Below are 15726 nucleotides of genomic sequence, written 5' to 3'. Positions count from 1 at the left end.
GATGGTTCCACCTCGTCGGCTTCACAGGTGGCGCTGCCCTTCTTGAACAACCCCGCGCTTGCCGCGCTCAGGCGCTTCGCGTCGCAGCACCCCGGCGTCGCCCAGGCCGAGCGCATCGGCATAGCTTTCAGCGGCGGGGCCGATTCCACGGCTTTGCTGCTCGCGGCCCGCACGCTCTGGGGCGGTGGGCGGCTTTGTGCCTTGCACGTCAATCATGGCTTGCAAACCTCGGCCCAGTTGTTCGCGCAACATTGCGCCCAAGCCTGCGCCGCCCTCGATGTGGCGTATGCCGAGACCATTGTGCAAGTCGATGTGGCGCGGGGACAGAGCTTGGAAGAAGTCGCGCGCGAGGCCCGCTATTTGGCGCTGGCCAAGCTTGCGCGCGAGCAGAACTGCGCGGTGGTTCTGCTTGCGCAGCATGGGGACGATCAGGTCGAGACGCTCTTGCTCGCCTTGTTGCGCGGGGCAGGGCCGCGCGGCTTGGCGGCGATGCCCGCGCAGATGCAGCGCCACGGCTGCAGCTTTGCGCGACCCTTGCTGGACTGCGGCGCGGCCGAATTGCGGAGCTGGCTTAAGGCGCAGGCGGTGAGCTTTCTGGACGATCCGATGAATGCCGACCCCGCGTTTCGGCGCAGCCGCATTCGGCATGAACTGGTGCCGGTTCTCGCCCGGCTCGAACCCGCCTATCGGCAGACGCTGGGCCGCAGCGCCGCCTTGTGCGCAGCGGCCGACGCGCAGATTCAATCGACGGCGGCGCAGCAATTGCGTCTCTGCCTGCAACCCCAGGGGTTGGATCTTGCCGCCTTGCGCGCCCTGGGCGCCGTATCTGCTAGCGAGGTCTTGCGGCTTTGGCTGCGGCAAAACGGGCAGCGCCTGGACCGTGCGCGGACTGACGAACTAGTGCGACAAGTCTTGCGGACTGGGCAGGGCGCGCATCGCCTCGAACTGCGTCTGCCAGGCGGCATCCTTCAGCGTCAGGGGGCTTGGCTGCGTTTGAAATGGGGCGATGCCGCAGCAGAGAACGCCTAGAATGTGAAGCTTTGCAGCGAAACGGTCAGGTGCATCGTGCGCCGGGCAAAGAGACTTTCGCAGCTCTCGAACGCATCTCTCATGGCACTCATCGTCCAGAAATACGGCGGCACCTCGGTGGGGTCAGCCGAACGGATCAAAAACGTGGCCCGGCGCGTGGCCAAGTGGCGCGAAGCCGGGCATCAGGTCGTGGTGGTGGTCTCCGCGATGTCGGGTGAAACCAATCGCCTGATCGCGCTGGCCAAAGAAATCCAACCCCAGCCCGATCCGCGCGAACTCGACGTCGTGGCTTCGACCGGCGAGCAGGTCACCATCGGCCTGCTGTCCATGGCGCTGCAGGCGCTGGGACGCAAAGCTCGAAGCTACACCGGCGCGCAGATCGCCGTGCATACCGACAGCGCCTTCACCAAGGCCCGCATCGAGTCCATCGACGCCGACAAACTCAAGGCCGATCTCGCTCAGGGCATCATCCCCGTCGTTGCCGGGTTTCAAGGCGTGGACGCGCAGGGCAACATCACCACCCTGGGCCGGGGCGGCTCAGATACCTCGGGCGTGGCGCTCGCAGCGGCCTTGCAGGCCGACGAATGCCAGATCTACACCGACGTCGACGGCGTCTACACCACCGATCCGCGCATCGTGCCCGAAGCCCGGCGGCTCGACACCATCACCTTCGAAGAAATGCTGGAGATGGCCAGCCTGGGCTCCAAGGTGCTGCAAATCCGCTCGGTGGAATTCGCGGGCAAGTACAAGGTTCGCCTGCGCGTGCTCTCCAGCCTGACCCCGTGGGACCTGCCGCTGGAGCAAGAGTCGCGCAGCGGCACACTCATCACCTTTGAGGAAGACGAAAACATGGAACAAGCCGTGGTGTCGGGTATCGCCTTTGCCCGCGACGAAGCCAAGATCATCGTGGTCGGCGTGCCCGACCGTCCCGGCATCGCCTATCAGATTCTCAGCGCCGTGGGCGAGGCCAATATCGAAGTCGACATGATTCTGCAAAACCAGAGCGTGGCCGGTTTCACCGACTTCACCTTCACCGTGGGCCGGGGCGATTACGCGCGTGCGCTCGACATTCTCAAGTCCAGCGTGCAGGCCCACATCGGCGCCAAGGAAATTCTCGGCGATCCGAAAGTGTGCAAGGTTTCCATCGTGGGCATGGGCATGCGCTCGCATGCCGGCGTGGCCAGCAAAATGTTCCGCACCCTGTCGGAAGAAGGCATCAACATCCAGATGATCTCCACCTCGGAAATCAAGGTCTCGGTGGTCATCGAAGAAAAGTACATGGAGCTTGCGGTGCGCTCCTTGCACAAGGCCTTCGACCTAGAACAAAGCGTCTGAGCCGCGACGTTTTCCGTCAAGGTGGCGATCGCAGGTGAATGCGTGTAATAATTGTCGACTTTGCTGAACGCATGAAGCTACAAGCAATTTGCCAAAAGGAAACTTGAGGCAACTGGAGACGTGACCGAGTGGCCGAAGGTGCTCCCCTGCTAAGGGAGTATGCGCCAAAAGCGCATCAAGGGTTCGAATCCCTTCGTCTCCGCCAGGATTGATCTAAAGTAGTCCCTCGAAGCCCCACGCAGTCTCTGCGGCGGGGCTTTTTCATTGGGGAGCGCGTCCATAATCGTCCCGTTGCATCCGGGGCGATACCACGCCAGCCAGCCGCCAAACGTGGTATCGTCCATGGCATCCTGAAGGGCGATACCATGAGTCTCACCGTGAAGGCTGTCGAGGCAGCCAAGCCGCAGGAGCGGCCCTACAAACTCACCGACGGCGGTGGCCTGTACCTCTTTGTGGCGCCCACCGGGCTGAAGAGCTGGCGCGCCAACTACGAGCTGAACGGCAAACAGCGCACGCGGACCTACGGCCGCTACCCGGCCATGACTTTGGCGCAGGCCCGAGCAGCGCATACGCAGGCCAAAAGCGCACCGGCCGAGGCGGCGACCGCCACGCCACTCGCGAAGGTCGCACCGACGTTCAAGGCCATCACGGAGCAGTGGCTGAAGATCAAACTTCCCTCCCTGTCCAACGGAAAGCACCAGGGGCAGGTAGCCGGGACGCTGGAGCGCTTCGCGTACCCCGCGATTGGTTCGCTCCCGATCGACCAGATCCCGCGCACGAAGCTCGTTGAGGTGGTGCAGGCCGTGCAGAAGGGCGGCCGCGTTGAAACGGCGCATCGGGTGGCCGGGCGCATCGCGGCGGTGTTCGATTACGCGCAGGATGTGGGCTACATCGAGAGCCACGGTGCCGGCGGCTTGGTGCGGGTGCTGCAGCCGCGCAAGGTGAAAAAGCCGATGGCCAGTATCCCGCCTAGCGAAGCTGGTGCGTTGCTTGTTGCGATCGACAGCTATGAAGAGCCGATCACCCGCCTGGGGTTGCAATTGCTGGCCTTGACCTTCGTGCGCGTTGGCGAGTTGCGCGGCATGCGGTGGGCTGAGCTGCGCGAGGACGGCACGGTCTGGGTAGTTCCCGAAGACCGCATGAAGGCGGGATTGCCGCACGTCGTACCGTTGTCCCAACAGGCGCGGGCGGTGCTTGAACAACTTCGGGTGCTCACAGGTGACCGCAATCTAGTGCTGGATTCACCGCTGCGCCCGGGGCATGCGCTGTCGGAGAACACCTTCCTGTTCGCGCTTTACCGACTGGGCTATCGCGGTCGGATGACGGCGCATGGATTTCGGGCTCTGGCGTCCACCGTGCTCAATGAGCAATCGGGCTTTGCGCACGATGTCATCGAGCGCCAGCTCGCGCACCGCGAGACGGATGCGGTTCGCGCGGCGTACAACCGGGCGCAATATCTGGACCAGCGCCGGGGGCTGATGCAGTGGTGGGCAGACTGGCTGGATCAACAGTGGCAAACCGATAAGCCAACCGAAAGCGTAATCACCAACCGCCAGCGTTTGTCATGACTCGGCCCATGTGGAATCCGGGCGGATCGTTGTCCGTCCGGCGATTCTTGAGCCGGTGAACCGTGTGATTGGAGACTGTTTCTGATGTTGCCAGAAAAAGCGCTGTTCTTCGGCCTAACCTGCCTCGGCTTCGGCTTCATTCCTGGGCCCGCGCTGCTACAGACCGTATCGTTGACGCTTCAGCACGGGCGGCGTGTCGGCTTCCTGTCCGCGCTCGGCATCCACCTCGGCGCCTTTTTCCAGATCTGCATCGTCGCGCTCGGTGCGGTCGCGGTGCTGAAGACATCACCGATGCTGTATCACGTGCTCAAGGGGGTCGGTGGAGGCTATCTGATCTGGCTCGGCATCCAGCGCATCCGTGCACCCGTAGGGCAGGACGCGGCGATCAAGGTGCCGAACAACGTTGTGTCTTCGAGCGCGTTCATCGAGGCGTCGAATCCGAAATCAGCGCTGTTCTATTTTTCGTTTCTGCTGCAATTCACGAATCCTGACGCGTCGCTCGGGCTCGGCTGGCAACTGTTCTTGCTCGGCGCTTGCGCCAATCTGCTGTTTTCCGCCGCCGACGTGTTCTGCATCCTGCTCGCCCATCCGTTGCGTGCCCGCGTGTCACCGGGCGGCCCGGCACTGCGGATCGGCCAAATTCTCGCCGGCACGCTGTTCGTCGTGCTGGGCGTGATGGCGATCATCAGCAATTAGCGCGGGTATGACCCCATGACGAACGACAGGTGTATCGACGGGGTGAGGCCAGGCTGCTCAATTGCAAGTCGCCCTCTCGATGCCGATTCCCTCCTTCGTGTCAACGCATGTCGCGCAGGACAAAAAGACCTGTTGAATGCGCTCGGCCTGATTGTGAACATGATCGTATTGCGGAACACGCGGTACATGGAAGGCGTGCTGATGCGGTTGCGCAGCGAGGGCTACCGGGTGTGGCCCAAGGAGGGGGGCGGCAGACGCCGTCGACGCAAGAACATCAAAATACTCGCGCGCCGTGTCGGCGTCCGACGCGCGTGGAGAGCTACGCCTGTTGTCCACAGGGATTGATTTATGAAATTTTGCAGATGCGTTCATGGGGTTTAACTGACTTCTCTTTCCCATTGCGGTCCAGACCCCCTATTCATTCGATTGCCGATCGCGTCGAGGACCGCGGGGACAATGACTCGATGCATTGGTTTTACCGGCAGCATATAGATGCGCCCAAGCGAGTTGTGCACATGAACCACTGTGGTGACGGTGATCAGTACCTTGGGTTCTCCAGGAAGCAAGGCGCGATGAACCGACAGAATGACGTTCAGGTGTTTGTCTTTGTCTCCGAGCAGCGCTTCGTCGAAGGTGTTCTCGAAGAGCGTGAAGATTCCGACGCGGTCGCCTAGGCGGTACTCTGAGGGCGACTTGCCGGGAATGAGAGCAGACAGGTGGCCAAGGTCCTTGAGCCCCAGCAGGGACGCCGTTCGGTTGCGCAAGGCCATGCACGCATTGACCCACTTGGGAGTATGTCCAATGGCAGCGATGAAGTGGTCAAGCGCTGGGAGTTCGACTGCGTTGGATTCAACTGACCAAGAGTCGTGGAAGTCGGAGCCGACGAGCAGACCTGCGACCAGGCTGCTTGGCGGTGCAGTAGTTTCGCGCGGACCTTCATTCATGCGGTTTGACGTGTGAACTGAGGGGTGAGCGTCGGGTTGGAGCCTCCCTTCGTGCGGGCTCGCTCTGGTGGAGGAACTTGGTGTATAGATCGCGAGGCGATGGGGGGGAGATGGACTTGAGGACTTGACCAACATTACCCCGGTGGTAGCCACCGTGTGCGATGACGTGGAGAAGGATTTCTTCTCGGGACATGCGCCCGCTGTCCCCGTCGGTAAACTCGAAGTCGATGACTTCGGCGAGATTGGTTGCGCTCAGGCTTGCAGCGTAGTGCTCGTACCAAGCATCGGTGGCCGCCACATCGGACCGCAATTGAGCAAGGGTGGGCGTGCTCTTGGTGTTCGTGGCGTCGAAGGGCCTTGGCTCGGCGCTCAGGTGGGCCTTGAAGATGCGATCAACGACGTAGATGTGGTTCAGCGTTCGGATACATGTGTGGAGATGTTCTGCGTGCTCGGCAGGTAGCCCTGCAAGGGTGGCGAATAACTCCTGATTGGCCCAGGACTTGTACCCGAACAGCGATCGAAGTGTGGTGCTTGACATGCGCGCGATTACTCCCTGAGATGCCTAACGCAATGTACGTCGGCGCAGCGAACCATGATTATGCCGAGCCAAATCATTGACGGCGAGGTTTTTGCAATTTCTTACTCCGCATATGCTCCGGACAAATCGGAAGGCCTTAGTATTGAACATACGATAGCTGTGGCCCTGGCGATCGTAGCCACCATCGTGCCAAGGCACTGCTGAGTTCGCATATCGGCTGTGTTGACGGCCCGTGTATGGCGCTCAGCCGCGCTCTTCGCCTTGCGCGGACTGCTCGATCTGCGTTGCGCGACAACCCACTGGACAAAGCGGCCCGTCGCAGACGCCATGGTCACAAAAGCGACAGATATGGCGCGCATCGGCTCGGTTCTCTACTGCTCCGGCGAGCAGTTTGTCGAGCAGGTTCGTGAACTCCGCTTGTTCTGACTTGGCCAGCGTGCTTAGCATCGCACTTAGGGTCGAAAGGCGCTGGGTTTGCAGGCGCATGGCTTCAACGCGGCCTGCTGCGAGGATTTCTACCAAAGTCTCGCGGGATCCGCTATGGGATTTCCGGACAAACCCAGAAGCTGCCAGGCGGTCAATTGCGCGCGAGCAAGCGGGTTGGGAAAGGCTCAGCACCTTGCCAAGTTCGCTCACGCTCATAGGTGGCCAATAGGAGAGCCAAAGCAGGATTGCCGCGCTGGATGGCGAATAGTCTTCCAACGCCCCGCTAATGGCTCGGTCAAGCACGGCCCACATGGCGCCCAGTTTATTGGCCTGCAGCGCCTGATTTCTCTCACGCTTGTTCATAGAGCCTGTCAGTTGCATGCATGCGCCGAAGCGCGGCTGCATAGCGCGGCATGACCGCGGCCATCATGGATTCCCCCTGCGGGGGACGTTCCGTGTTGAACACGTAACGCGGGAAGTCGAGCGGCTTCTGAACGGTCCAGATCCTTTCGTGATCCCCAGGAGGAAAAATTTGGGCAGGTGTCCCCACAGCGACCCAGCCGATGGGGACGGTTGCGTGAGCGGCAAGCTCCGTGCGGATATGCACCACGGCGTGGATTCGCACTTCACTGCCGCGCCGGAGAATGGCGCCATTGAAAACGGCCGCACCAGTTGCTATGAACACCTCATCTTCCACTGAGCATCCGACGAGGTAGGCGTGCGGCCCCACGAGAACGCAGCTTCCAATCTGCGTTACGTGCCCCGGCACGCCGCGAATAACCGCAGTGTCCATGATTACGCAGTTGTCGCCGATGCGAATCGGTCCGCCTTCAGAGATGAGTACAGCGCCGTGGCCAATGGAGCAATTCGCTCCGATGTGCACGTCGCCTGAGATGACAGCGGTAGATGCGACCCTGGCGCTTGGGTCAACGAATGGATGATCTTGATCGTTTTGAATCCACATATGAGTCTCCATATTGCATGCAGCATGCATGAATGATAGATGGGCAAGAGCATCATTGCCAAGCGTTCGAGGCACCGAACGTCGGGGCGCGACGCCCGCAGACTATCGGTAACGGGCGCGTTGGATGGAATGCAGACGATGCCCGCTCGCTGACGTATAGCAGTCAGCGTACTGAGGATGGGCGACGGCCGCATCGGTCCAGCTACTGTCACTCACGAACTCCGTCTGTAGCTCCACTCCGGCACCGGCCGCCGGGTATTGCTACGCGGCTTGCAATCGTCGCTAGCTGCCGCCGAGTAGAGAGCGCGCAAGCTGCCATGCGTTTTCCTGGCTCTCGCCAATACGGCGCAGCGCGTAGGGCCACCAGTCGCTGCCGAATGAGACGTAGAGGCTACTGCATTGGAGTTCGGACTGAGGATTGCAAGACAAACGCGCCGAGGACGAGCTGCGACCCCGGGGCTCCTTGAGCGGTCCCGATCAACGCTCAGACATGTCTGCGGTCCAGGAGAGGGCTGGACTGGATCAGGTTCATCGTGTCTTGCCCGAGGGGCCGGGCCATTCTGGTGAGAGCAGGTAAACCCTCAAGGCTTCGCCAATGTGGCGGATCGACTCCGCGACCTCACCGGAATTCACCATGGCGTCCTCAGTCACACATGCGCCAAGCAGGGCTATGTCGCGCGATGCGCCCTCGACCATCACGGCTGACATGGTTAGAAGCGTCTCACGCAGCGCATCGTAAGCATGATGGGCCCTGGGGGAGGTGTTGACCAGGGCCACGGGTTTGCCCACGAACCCTTCGTCACTGACCAGCCAATCCAAGGCGTTTTTCATGATGCCCGATACACCATGAGCGTATTCGGGGCTGGCGATCAACAGAGCATCTGCCTGTCGAACCGACTGCCGCAGGTGTCGAACCGAGGGAGGCGGATCGATCTCTCGATCCGGGTTGAACAGGGGGAGGTCGCCCAAGCCCGGATAGACCGATATCGACAGATCGGCAGGTGCCAGGCGAGCTGCTGCGCGGCAGAACGCGGCATTGATCGAAGCCGCGCGCAGGCTTCCGGCCATGGCCAGGACGCGCATGAGATCAGGGGGCATGCCGGGATTCTACGGTGGTGTTCATCACGTGGGGCGGTACGGACTATCGGAGCGATGGCGCATTCGGTGCGACCAGTTGACGCTGCGACAGTCCGTTATCACTTGAACGGGCAGGAGCGATGTTGCAAACAACAAGTCGGTGGATTTTCCCTACTGCTTCGGTCGAAGATCAAAGGCGCTCTATTTTGCAGACGCAGGCGCCTCCGCGGAACGGGTCTTGGACAAACCTTGAACCACGCCGCGCACCGCGATGAGCACAAGCAGCGTCGACGCAATGCCCACGACCGCCAAGGCCATGCCGTCGTTGACATTCCCCTGATCGAACTGCGCATAGACATAGGTCGAGATCACCTGAGTGCCAGGCGGCTGTAACAGAATCGATGCGGCAAGTTCGCGCATGCAGAACGCAAACAGAACCGCGCCGCCTGCGAGAACATGCGGCCAGGCCAGCGGCAGATGGATCTGAGTCAGCACACGGGGTGGTCGCGCGCCGTGCACGCTTGCTGCCTGGCTCAGCCCGACTGGAACCTGCTGCAGACCACTTGCGGCGTAGCGCAGCGCATAGGGGAGGGTGAGCGCCAGATAGGCCATGCCGATGATGGGCACATGACCATAGATCGGCAGCGGGTTGCCCGGAGCGTTCCAGAACAGAATCAGTCCGGTCGCCATCACCACGCCGGGAATCGCCTGCGGCGCATAGCCCAGCACCTCCAGGAATCTTCGGGTCCGCTCAGGAAACCGCTGAAGGATGAACAGGCCGGTCACCGCCAGCGCCATACCTGCCACGCTCGTACCGACGGACAGCCCGATGCTGGTTTGCAAGGCCGCGAGCCCGCCATCGCCCGGTGTGAGCACCTGCGCAAAATGCTTCCAGGTCCAATTGCCTGAAGCCAAACCGTTGGTGACGGCCTTCTGCAGGGCCGTTACCCCGATGGCCGCCAGCGGCAGCCCTGTGGCGATGACGGCGAACAGCAGCGGCGGCAAGGCACACCAGCGCCGCACCCTCCCAGCTTGCCTTTGCGCCGACGTTGCGGTCATCCGGGTCAGGGGCAAGGCGAGCAGCCAGATCATCAGGGCCAGTGTGCCCAGGAGCAAACCGATGCCCGCAGCTCGCGGCAGATTGACCGGCCAGACGTCGAGCGCCTGCTCCACCGCCACACTGAGCACCTGAACGCCCGCCATATCACCGAGCACCTTAGGCACGCCAAATTCTTCAGTGCTGGCGAGGAACACCAGCAAGGTCGCGGCCAACAACGCAGGAGCCACTCCTGGTCGATAGGCCATCCAGCGCGCACGCAGTGGCGATGCGCCATGAACCTGGGCCGTCTCGATGAGGCGATGATCGACGCCACGAAGCGCCGCGCTGGCCATGACATAGACCAGCGGCGTCAAGTGCAGGGCCATGACGATCGCCATGCCAGGCAGGGAGTACAGCAGCTTGGCAAGCGCCAGTCCACCATGACCGAGAACCTGGTTCCACAGGCCCACCGGCCCTGCGATCAGCGACCACGCCACCGCGGTGAGGTAGGGCGGCATGAGGAAGGAGCCGAGGAGCAGCGGCTCGAGCCCTTGTTGCCAGCGGACCGGCGTCGCCTCCACGAGGCCTGCGAGCAGGGCACCGGCGATCAGTGACAGCGCGGCCGTGAGCGCGGCCAGTTCGAGGGTGGCAAGCAGGTTGGCGAAGAGGTCGTGACCCAGCAGGGTACGCCAGCTCTGTCCGTGGGTAAGCGGAGTTGCCGCCTCGAAGAGCAGAGCCGCAACGGGAGCCAGGATCAGCAGGGCAAACGTGCCGAGCAGCAAGATCTCCGCAGTTCGGCGAAACGATCGTCCGCTCTGCATTCACCGGCCAAGAATCTGATGACTGAACCGGGCCAGAACGGTCTTGCGTTGCTGCGTCAATGCGGCCCAGTCCACCGGCAGTACATGGGACAGGGCCGAATCGGGCCAGACCGTCGCGGGCGGCACACTGGAGACTGCGGGGAGCAGCAGCGCCTTCGCCACATCGGTCTGGCCCGCAGGGGACATCGCGAAGTCGACGAAGCGCTCTGCCGCCGCTGCTTGGTGGCTGCTCTTCATGACGATTATTGGTCGGGGAATGAGGAGCACCCCGCTGCTGGGAATGATGAGATCAAGACTGTTGCCCGCGAGCTTGGCCTTGAGGGCGGTATGGCCGACCGCTGCCACCATGACGCTGCGCTCACCCATTTCCACCGGGCGCAAGGCGCTGGCATTGGGGCCGGGCCAGATGCAACCATTGGCTTTGAGGGCATCGAGCCAGGCCCAGCCTTTTTGGCCCTCATGCGCGGCGTAGGCGATGACAAAGTCAGAGGCGGTGCCCGAGAGCGTGGGGTCGGGCATGGTGAGCTGGCCCTTCCATTTCGCGTTGGTGAGATCGGACCAATCCTGCGGCGCCTGTTTGTCACCGACCAGATGCGTATTGACGACCAGACCGACGACATCGGCGCCAACCGGCAGGAAGGGGCCGGGCGCATTGACCTGGGGACGCAGGGTCTTGAGGATCGCGTCCGGCCGGTACGGCAGTACCAGACCTTGATTGGCCAGGGCGAGTCCCGCCGTCCAGTCCGCGAGAATGACCACATCCGCGTGAGGCTGGGCAGCTTCAGCAGCCAATCGCGCCATGATCTTCCCGGTACTGGCGGTGTAAAGATCCACATGCTGACCACTTTGTTTGGCATATCCAGCAGCCAGCGCTTTGGCCAGCGAGGCGGGAGCGCTGCTGTAGACCACGAGATCGGCGGCGTTCGCCATACGGGCAAAGAACGCAGTGAGGACGAGTGCGAAGGCAAAAAGGAGTTTGTGTTTCATGGCTGACTAATGAGAAAGGACGAAAGGCTCAGGCGGGATGGTTGTCGGCGGGGAGGAGCCAGCAGTGCTCCGAAACGAGGTCGATGGACACCGCATCCTGGGACAGATCGTGCGGGCTGGTGCCCTGGATGCGATCGCCGTTAGGGTGTTCGACTTCAACGTGGAAGAGCCCAGCTTCAAAGCGGCGCTTATGCACCCGCCAGGCGCCCGCCTGGGCGTGGATGCGAACCGCCTCAGGACGAAGCAGCAGGCGCGCAGGCCCGGTACGGAGCGAGGAGTGGGCGGGGGCTTGCCAAGCCCTGCCGTCGAAGGTGAATCGAGCGAGATCGTTCTGCTCAAGGAAATCGACGTTGACCGGCACGCTGCGAAAACTGCCGGTCAGTCCGGCCACGACCTCACTGGACGGCTCACGGTACACCGTCGCTGGCGTGCTCCATTGCACGATGCGTCCCTGCTCGAGAACGGCCACATGCCGTCCGAGGGCGAACGCCTCGGAGGGGTCGTGCGTGACGTGAAGCGCGGTCGTGCGGGTTTCGCCGAACAGGGTCTGCAGATAGCTCTGCAATTCTTCTCGGGTCTGGCCGTCGACGGCAGATAGAGGTTCGTCGAGCAACACCAAGCTGGGCTTAGCCACCAGCGCGCGGCAAATGGCCACACGTTGCCTTTGGCCTCCCGATAAGGTGGCGGGCTTGCGTCGGCCATACCCGGCCAGACCCACGCGATCCAGCAACTCCTCGGCCCATCGGTGATCGACCGGCAGTTTGCGTGCGCGCAAGGGGAACAGGATGTTGTCGATCACGTCGAGATGCGGCCAGAGATTAGCCTCCTGAAACACCATGCCCAGGCCGCGCTGATGCGGCGGACGGTCGATCGACTGGGTTGGATCGCAGACCGTTTCGCCATCGATCGAGATCTGCCCCGCATGGGGGTGGACAAACCCTGCAATCGCCGCGAGCAGGGTGCTCTTGCCCGATCCGGATCGTCCCAGGAGACAGGCATAGTCGCCCGGCTCCAGATCGAACTGAATGTCACGCAGAACGGGCTGACCTCCGTAGTCCGCCTGCAGTCCACGGATGCGCAATGCCGTCATGCCCGCCGCTCTCAGAACCGGTATTGCAGCATCAGGCGGTTGTAGACCAGTGAGCGATAGGCCGCCGAAGACGCCCCATTACTGATCGCCAGGCGCTCGCGAATGGACAGTCCCTTGAGCTTGCCGTTCAAAGCGTAGGTGGCATCGAAATAAACGGCATGCGGATTGCCGCTGTAGGTCGTGTGGAACTTCAGCGCGGCCACCTTCAGCTTGAGCTGATGGTCGAGGAAACTTCGGCTGTAGGCCAGCTCGGTGGCATCTCCCGGTCCGTAGGCCAGCAGGTTGGCGGTCATCACTGCCGCGTACATCGCGGTGTGATCGCCGTAGGGCGAAACGATGGAGCCGCCGCCAAAGGCGTTGGCGTGATCTTCCAGCTTGTTGTAGGCCAAGGAGACATTGTTGCCCGAGAACTTGACGCCGCCGCGCAGGCCCCAGAGCGTGGAATCGACCGCTCCGCCTTTGCCAAACAGCGTTGCCTTGTACTTCTGAAACATCGAGCCGCCCGTCTGGTGCATGAACTGCGCATCGACGTAGGGGGCGAAAGCGTCGTGGGCTTTGCCGAAAGCGTAGCCGCCGTTCAGATAGGTGCTGCGCGCAAAGTCGGTGTAGTCATAGAACCAGGCCTCACCATGAATGGGGCCGGAGTGATAGCGTGCGCCCACCACGCTGGTGCCGCTGGCCTCCGGCAGCACGGTTTTTTTAGGGAAAACGGTGGTTGTCCCATACAGCGTGTCTCCCTCGTAACCATTGGGGTAGTAGAGGTTGTCATGCGTGAAGCTATCGGAGGTCCGACTCCTGAAGGCGTTGATGCGCGTGGCCATCAACTGCAAACCCTTCACAGGCGCGATCGAGGCCCAGACTCCCTGGAAGGTCTGGGGGATCATCCGAGAGTCGCGCGCGCCCATCCAGGGGGTGTTGATGATCTGACGCCCGGCGCGAATCAGCGCGCCGTCACGCGCATACTGGGCATAGGCCTGTCCGACAGTGGTCAGCGAGGACTTGGCGCCCATCAACGTAGTCTCTTGCGCCTTGTCTCCAGCCGGGAAGGTTTCGATGGCATTGGCGTTGTAGACGCTCAGCCCGAGTCCGAAGCCCCCGAGAAAGGGATCTGTGGTGATGTTGAGGCCTTCGCCTAGGGCCGAGGAGCGCTGATCCGGCTTGGTCGGTGCGCCGTAGTTCTTGTTGAAACCATAGAGGCGCACAAATCCTGACACGTGAAAGAAGCTCGCTGGTGATGCGGCCAGGGACGGCGTTGGCAGGCTGAGCACAGAGGCGGCACTGAGAGCGAAGGCAAGCAAGGGCTTGCGCAAGGTGAATGGATGGGTCGTCATTTCAGGGGCGTGGTCTGATGGGTCCGGCCAGACATTCGTGGCTGGCCGTAAATGGACTCATGTTCCCGAGAAAAAGTGACGAAACGATGAAATTAATTTTTGGTCACTAAACGTTTCGCATGGTTGCAGTTATGCCCATGATTTTCACTCGTATAGTCCTCCAGCAGTCTCGGTGGAAGCGAGGTCACTTCAGCGGTGGCTCGATAGCACCGCTGATCGTTGGCGCCATGCGGTGGGTCGGCATCTGGGTGTCGTGAGCGTGGTGCTGAAGGCCGCCAGGAACAGCGGCAGCTATAGGATCAAGGGCCGTTGGGGACAGTACCCAAGTCCAAGCCCTGATAGTGTCTGTCCTGCGTGACGCCGCCGTAACCATAGGCGGTTGCACGACAGTCGATGACATGGATATTCGAATGCGGGTGCACATTACCGATCCAGGTCGAGAGCGCTTGGAATGCCTCGCGCTGAAAGATGGCCTTCTCGTCCCGCGTATTGGTTTCGTCCGTGACGGTCACTTCCAGGCGGAAGGCATTGCGCCCCAACTCTTGCAGCGACTGATCTGCGATGAACCAATCGGCATGGGGGACGTAGCGCACGAGGACAGAGGTACGCCTCAGATCCTTGCGCAACAGTTTGCAGGCGAGTGCGCCAATCCTCTTGCTCAGATCGCGGCTCAGTTCAGGGTCAGGGCTTCCAGAAAGATGCAGGGTGATGAAGGGCATGGGGCAGTTCCGAATCGTGAAGGGATGCCCGCAGGTTAGAAGGAATCCATTCACATCAAAAGCGGGAACTTATGATGGCATCCATCGGATAGGCCGATGGATGCCATGCACCATTTCGACATTACTCTCCTCCAGGCTCTCATTGCAGTTGCAGACGCGGGCAGCCTTACCGCGGCGGCCCCGCGGCTGTGCCGTTCACAATCGGCCGTCAGCGAACAAATCCGTAAGTTGGAGGAGCACTGCGGCGCGCTCTTGTTTCATCGGGGCAAGAAGGGAATCTCCCTGACGCCCGCAGGACAACGTCTACTCGGGCATGCCCGCCAGCTGGTGGCCCAGCACGAACGTGTTTACCAGGAGATGCGGGGTATCCAGCTGGCAGGCGACCTGCGTCTGGCGATCACCGACTACTTCCGCCCCACAGTCATTGCACAGCTGCTGCGCCAGGTTCGCATGCGATACCCGCACCTCCGCTTGCATGTTTCGATCCGAAAGAGCGAAATCATCGAAAGCGGACAGGCGGATACGGACTTCGACATCGGTCTATCCATGCGCATACTGGACAGCCACGCGGCGCGCAGGTCGCAAACGTCGAAGGCGAAACGTCTGCACGTGCTGCGTGAACCCTTGGCATGGATTGCCGAACCTTCTTGGGTACACGAAGGGGGCAAACCTTTACCCCTGGTCGTTCTCCCCGAGACCTGTGCCCTTCAGCAATTCATTGTGCGCACGCTGCACGCCAATCGCATGCCCTACTTCATCGCCCATAGTGCCTCCGGCGTTCTTGGCTTGCAGCTCGCTCTGGCGGCAGGGCTTGGTATCTCCTGTCTGAATGCATCGGCCATTCCAGCCGGAATGCGCCGGATGGACCCATCTGCGGATTGCCCCTTGCCGGATTTGCCCGATGTCGAGTTCAGCTTGCGCGTGCCCCATGAAAAGGCCGATGCGCTGGTGGAGGGCACTTTGTCCGTCTTGCTGGCCGCGTTTTCGGGGGACGCTTCCAACGCGACGGCACAGACCAGTCCGAACTGGACCTGATGCCCCACCGGCACCCTTCCCAGCTGATTGTTCGTGCCGATGGAATTTTGACCCACCGTGCCGATTCAATTTTGACCCGGGGTCTAAGGCCGACTGCGTCGCAGTCGGGTGTGGATAAGTCTACGGT

15 protein-coding genes, 1 tRNA gene and 1 pseudogene are annotated in these 15726 nt (G+C 61.7%); 7 read left to right on the top strand and 10 right to left on the bottom strand.

The features are described 5' to 3' along the window. The first annotated feature begins 42 nt into the window (after nucleotides 1-42). The 6 genes and pseudogenes from tilS to ABT24_RS15635 form a co-directional block, all read left to right on the top strand. Complete coding sequence (tilS, locus tag ABT24_RS01080; RefSeq protein WP_276729127.1) at nucleotides 43-1029, top strand: tRNA lysidine(34) synthetase TilS; 987 nt, start codon at nucleotides 43-45, stop codon at nucleotides 1027-1029. An 81-nt stretch (nucleotides 1030-1110) separates the two neighbouring features. Then, the gene (locus ABT24_RS01075) at nucleotides 1111-2364 is read left to right on the top strand and encodes an aspartate kinase (RefSeq protein ID WP_276729129.1); all 1254 of its coding nucleotides are present in this window, start codon (nucleotides 1111-1113) and stop codon (nucleotides 2362-2364) included. A 114-nt stretch (nucleotides 2365-2478) separates the two neighbouring features. Beyond that, nucleotides 2479-2569, top strand: a tRNA-Ser gene (locus tag ABT24_RS01070). 160 nt (nucleotides 2570-2729) lie between these two features. Then, complete coding sequence (locus ABT24_RS01065; protein WP_156054205.1) at nucleotides 2730-3932, top strand: tyrosine-type recombinase/integrase; 1203 nt, start codon at nucleotides 2730-2732, stop codon at nucleotides 3930-3932. Between the two features lie 84 nt (nucleotides 3933-4016). Beyond that, entirely contained in the window at nucleotides 4017-4628 is a 612-nt protein-coding gene (locus ABT24_RS01060; protein ID WP_112487929.1) for a LysE family translocator, read from the top strand. Between the two features lie 111 nt (nucleotides 4629-4739). Beyond that, nucleotides 4740-4866: pseudogene (locus ABT24_RS15635) on the top strand (Tn3 family transposase); the annotation flags it as partial. Nucleotides 4867-5005: 139 nt separating this feature from the next. Here ABT24_RS15635 and ABT24_RS01050 read toward each other — a convergent pair. The 10 genes from ABT24_RS01050 to ABT24_RS01005 all read right to left on the bottom strand — a co-directional run bounded on the left by ABT24_RS01050 (nucleotide 5006) and on the right by ABT24_RS01005 (nucleotide 14564). After that, nucleotides 5006-5572, bottom strand: coding sequence for a DUF2867 domain-containing protein (locus ABT24_RS01050; protein WP_112487931.1), 567 nt, complete (start codon nucleotides 5570-5572; stop codon nucleotides 5006-5008). Continuing rightward, entirely contained in the window at nucleotides 5565-6110 is a 546-nt protein-coding gene (locus tag ABT24_RS01045; protein ID WP_112487932.1) for a DinB family protein, read from the bottom strand. The genes ABT24_RS01050 and ABT24_RS01045 overlap by 8 nt, the downstream gene beginning before the upstream one ends. Before the next feature lie 243 nt (nucleotides 6111-6353). Beyond that, nucleotides 6354-6917 carry a MarR family winged helix-turn-helix transcriptional regulator gene (locus ABT24_RS01040; protein ID WP_172981003.1) on the bottom strand — a complete coding sequence of 188 codons (564 nt, stop codon included), beginning with the start codon at nucleotides 6915-6917 and terminating at the stop codon, nucleotides 6354-6356. Continuing rightward, nucleotides 6886-7500, bottom strand: coding sequence for a gamma carbonic anhydrase family protein (locus tag ABT24_RS01035; protein ID WP_112488560.1), 615 nt, complete (start codon nucleotides 7498-7500; stop codon nucleotides 6886-6888). Before ABT24_RS01035 ends, ABT24_RS01040 begins: the two co-directional genes overlap by 32 nt. 528 nt (nucleotides 7501-8028) lie before the next feature. Then, the gene (locus tag ABT24_RS01030; protein WP_112487934.1) at nucleotides 8029-8598 is read right to left on the bottom strand and encodes an NADPH-dependent FMN reductase; all 570 of its coding nucleotides are present in this window, start codon (nucleotides 8596-8598) and stop codon (nucleotides 8029-8031) included. 180 nt (nucleotides 8599-8778) lie between these two features. Next, nucleotides 8779-10398, bottom strand: a complete 1620-nt coding sequence (locus ABT24_RS01025) for an ABC transporter permease (RefSeq protein ID WP_276729145.1) — start codon at nucleotides 10396-10398, stop codon at nucleotides 8779-8781. 39 nt (nucleotides 10399-10437) lie between these two features. After that, the gene (locus ABT24_RS01020; RefSeq protein WP_276729149.1) at nucleotides 10438-11424 is read right to left on the bottom strand and encodes an ABC transporter substrate-binding protein; all 987 of its coding nucleotides are present in this window, start codon (nucleotides 11422-11424) and stop codon (nucleotides 10438-10440) included. A gap of 28 nt (nucleotides 11425-11452) precedes the next feature. Continuing rightward, a complete protein-coding gene (locus ABT24_RS01015; RefSeq protein WP_276729152.1) occupies nucleotides 11453-12514 on the bottom strand; it encodes an ABC transporter ATP-binding protein in 1062 nt (353 codons plus the stop codon). Nucleotides 12515-12525: 11 nt separating this feature from the next. After that, entirely contained in the window at nucleotides 12526-13845 is a 1320-nt protein-coding gene (locus ABT24_RS01010) for an OprD family outer membrane porin (protein ID WP_276729155.1), read from the bottom strand. A gap of 299 nt (nucleotides 13846-14144) precedes the next feature. Next, nucleotides 14145-14564, bottom strand: coding sequence for a tautomerase family protein (locus ABT24_RS01005; RefSeq protein ID WP_276729158.1), 420 nt, complete (start codon nucleotides 14562-14564; stop codon nucleotides 14145-14147). Nucleotides 14565-14660: 96 nt separating this feature from the next. On the opposite strand from ABT24_RS01005, the gene ABT24_RS01000 reads away from it, so the two are divergent. Next, nucleotides 14661-15599, top strand: a complete 939-nt coding sequence (locus ABT24_RS01000) for a LysR family transcriptional regulator (protein ID WP_276729161.1) — start codon at nucleotides 14661-14663, stop codon at nucleotides 15597-15599. The last annotated feature ends 127 nt before the right edge of the window (nucleotides 15600-15726 follow it).

Origin of the sequence: Thiomonas sp. SCN 64-16, from assembly GCF_001725585.1 — a bacterium.
Classification (GTDB): Bacteria; Pseudomonadota; Gammaproteobacteria; order Burkholderiales; family Burkholderiaceae_C; genus Thiomonas; species Thiomonas arsenitoxydans.
Note: the sequence above shows the minus strand (reverse complement) of the source record. Positions and strands in the feature narration are given on the sequence as shown.